A 2,711-nucleotide genomic window follows, 5' to 3' on the forward strand; every position below is an offset into this window, starting at 1 on the left:
GAGTCCTACCGCGTCCGCCATGCCCTCATGCAGGAGGGCTAGCCGCTCAAAAAGCGTGCGCGCTTCCGATGCTCAGGCTGCTCAATTTCCGATGATCTTTTTGCTCAAATCCTCTTGACGAAACACACTGGAACCTGTCCCTGAGCTCGGTCGCCTTTATGTAGTAGGTCTTGAGCCCCCGCATGCAGCACTCGCGCCCGTAGGCCTGCGCGAGGTGCGTCTTCCCTATGCCGCCGGGCCCGACGAAGGCGACGTTGCGGTGCGCGTAGAGGTCGGCCAGCGACGGGAGCTTGCCCAGCGCGGCCGCGTCCCGGCCCTGGATCCTGGAGAAGTCGAAGCCCTCGAAGGTCTTGGGCTCGCGCCTGGGCAGCTTGCTCAGCCTCAGCAGCGTCTCGATGGAGGCGAGCCTCCTCTTCTCCGCAAGGTAGGAGAAGGTGGCTGCCACGGCGGCCATCTCCCCGTCGCCGAGGTCGAGGTCCGAGGCGAGGGTCGCGAGCTCCTCCGCCCCGACGGCGATCCCGAGCCTCGACGCGGCGTCGCTCGCGAGCTCGTAGGGGCTCGCCCCCGCGCCCGCCATCATTCGGCCCTCCCGAAGTCGAACCTCTCGAAACCGGGTTTCGCTCGGGGCGGGGCGATCTGCTCGACCACGGTCCCCACCGGCTGGGTCGGTAGCTCCTCGGGCTGCGCCGGTGATGTCTCCCACTGCCCCTCGCACCAGCTGTCGGCGCCGGCGCCGACGGCGTGGGCGACGAGCTCGCGGGAGAGGTCGTCGCTGTATATGTGCACCACGCGCCCCTCCCGGCTCACCCTGCACTCGCGGCGGACGTACCAGTAGGGCACGCCGTAGCGGTGCCCCTCGAAGCTCACGAAGCCGTCGAAGGAGATCTTCCGGCGCGGGCACAGGTACCGCTCGACCTCGGCCGTGACCTCGAGCGGCCTGGTGTTCGCCGAGCACGCCGCCTCGTGCTCGCGCATCGGGACGCATGCCGCCGCGCGCCGCCAGCGGCCTCCCTGCTCGGCGCACCAGAGGGCGGCCTCCCGGTTGAGGGCGTCAAGGTCGGTGAAGGACCTTCCCGCGAGGAAGTTCCCCTTCACGAAGCGGACGAGCCTCTCCACCTTGCCCTTCGTATAGGGGTGGCGCGGCCTGCACAGCCTGGTGCGGAAGCCGACGACGCCCATGAACTCGGCGTAGTCGGCCTGCCAGACGGGCCGGCCGTCGGCATCGCGGCGGACGACCACGCTCTTCATGTTGTCGGTGAGCACGGTCGCGGGCACGCCCAGCGCCGAGAACGCGTGCAGCATCCCGATGAGGAGGTTCTCCTGGCGCGCGTTCGGGAAGAACTCGACGTGGGCGCTCCCGCAATGGTGGCAGACCATGGCGAAGCAGGCGATCCGCGCCCGCTCGCCGCCGGGGCGCTCGACCGCGACGAAGCCCCAGTCCATCTGGTAGGCCTCTCCGGGCGCCGTCCTGAAGCGCCGCCCGCGGCAGCCCTGCGGGGCCGCCTGCCGCCTCTTCGCGGGCACGAGGTCCCGGTGCGCGGCGATATAGGTCTTCACCGTGGTGAGGCCGCCGGCGTAGCCCTGGCCGAGCAGCCGCTCGAATATCACCTGCGAGTTGGTGACGCCCTTCCGCAGGAGGTCGTCCACTAGGCCGGTGTGGCCGGCGAGCACGCCCGGCGCGGCCCTCCTCCCGCTGTTCCCGTGGGGCAGGGCCCTGAACCCGTGGGCCCTGACCGTCCTCGCGCGGGAGCGGGTGAGCCCCGTCCTCCTGCAGAACTCAGCGAGGTTGCATGTCTGCGGGTCGAACCCGTCGCCCTCCTCCGCGGCCATCTCCCGGAGCGCCGCGTCTATAATTTCCTGTAGGTCATCGTGTCTCTCGTTCACCTCAATGGTCCTCCTAACGCCGGCGTGTTGGCACCACCAGCGTAGTGGCGGCGGGGAGGCACGGTGGCCATTATTCGGTGACCGGGATTGGTCAAAATCGTTTGACTATTAGCGGCTAAAATCGCCCGGCGCTAACATCGCGTCCCCCGAGTGCGCGTGGCACCACCAGAACACCGCCTTCACGCGCTTGACCGACGTCAGCCCCCGGTGGTTGCGCAGGACGGCCCTCAGCTGCGAGTTCACCCCTCCCTCGATCATGTTGTTGGTCGACGGCAGCGGGCCGGCCTTGGCCAGGGCGGGGTCGAGGTAGGTGAACAGCGTCCCCGCCGACACCAGCGACGACAGCGACGAGCGCGCCCGCCTCAGCCTCTCGTGGGTGCAGGCCCTCCTGCCGTCCACCACGGTCCTGTCCTCCAGGAAGTCGGCCCAGAACCCGCACCAGTCGAGGTAGCGCTCGACCCAGAGCTCGGCCTGGTGCAGCGTCTCGATGCCCATGAGGTCGCGCGCGATGAGGTAGAGCTCGCGCCCCGCCTGGAGCTTCGGCCGCGTCGTCGTGTAGCGCTTGACCTGCGAGAAGGCGTGGAAGGTGCACCTCTGGACCCTGGTGCGCGGCCAGGTCTCGCGCACGGCCTTGGCGAACCCGCTCCCGCCGTCGGTGACGACCACCTCGAGCGCCGGGATCGGCGCCATGAGGGCCGACTGTGTTTCGTCAAGAGGATTTGAGCAAAAAGATCATCGGAAATTGAGCAGCCTGAGCATCGGAAGCGCGCACGCTTTTTGAGCGGCTAGCCCTCCTGCATGAGGGCATGGCGGACGCGGTAGGACTC

3 protein-coding genes are annotated in these 2,711 nt (G+C 68.8%); all 3 read right to left on the minus strand.

The genetic code is table 11. From position 1 onward, the window contains the following. Positions 1-46 precede the first annotated feature (46 nt). The 3 genes from FYJ40_RS08785 to FYJ40_RS08795 all read right to left on the minus strand — a co-directional run bounded on the left by FYJ40_RS08785 (position 47) and on the right by FYJ40_RS08795 (position 2,574). Entirely contained in the window at positions 47-580 is a 534-nt protein-coding gene (locus FYJ40_RS08785; RefSeq protein ID WP_229770746.1) for an ATP-binding protein, read from the minus strand. Continuing rightward, the gene (istA, locus tag FYJ40_RS08790) at positions 577-1,884 is read right to left on the minus strand and encodes an IS21 family transposase (RefSeq protein WP_370450682.1); all 1,308 of its coding nucleotides are present in this window, start codon (positions 1,882-1,884) and stop codon (positions 577-579) included. The genes FYJ40_RS08785 and istA overlap by 4 nt, the downstream gene beginning before the upstream one ends. 108 nt (positions 1,885-1,992) lie before the next feature. Continuing rightward, entirely contained in the window at positions 1,993-2,574 is a 582-nt protein-coding gene (locus FYJ40_RS08795; protein ID WP_154518679.1) for a transposase, read from the minus strand. Positions 2,575-2,711: the final 137 nt, after the last annotated feature.

This window comes from Collinsella sp. WCA1-178-WT-3 (M1) (assembly GCF_009696325.1).
Lineage (GTDB): Bacteria > Actinomycetota > Coriobacteriia > Coriobacteriales > Coriobacteriaceae > Collinsella.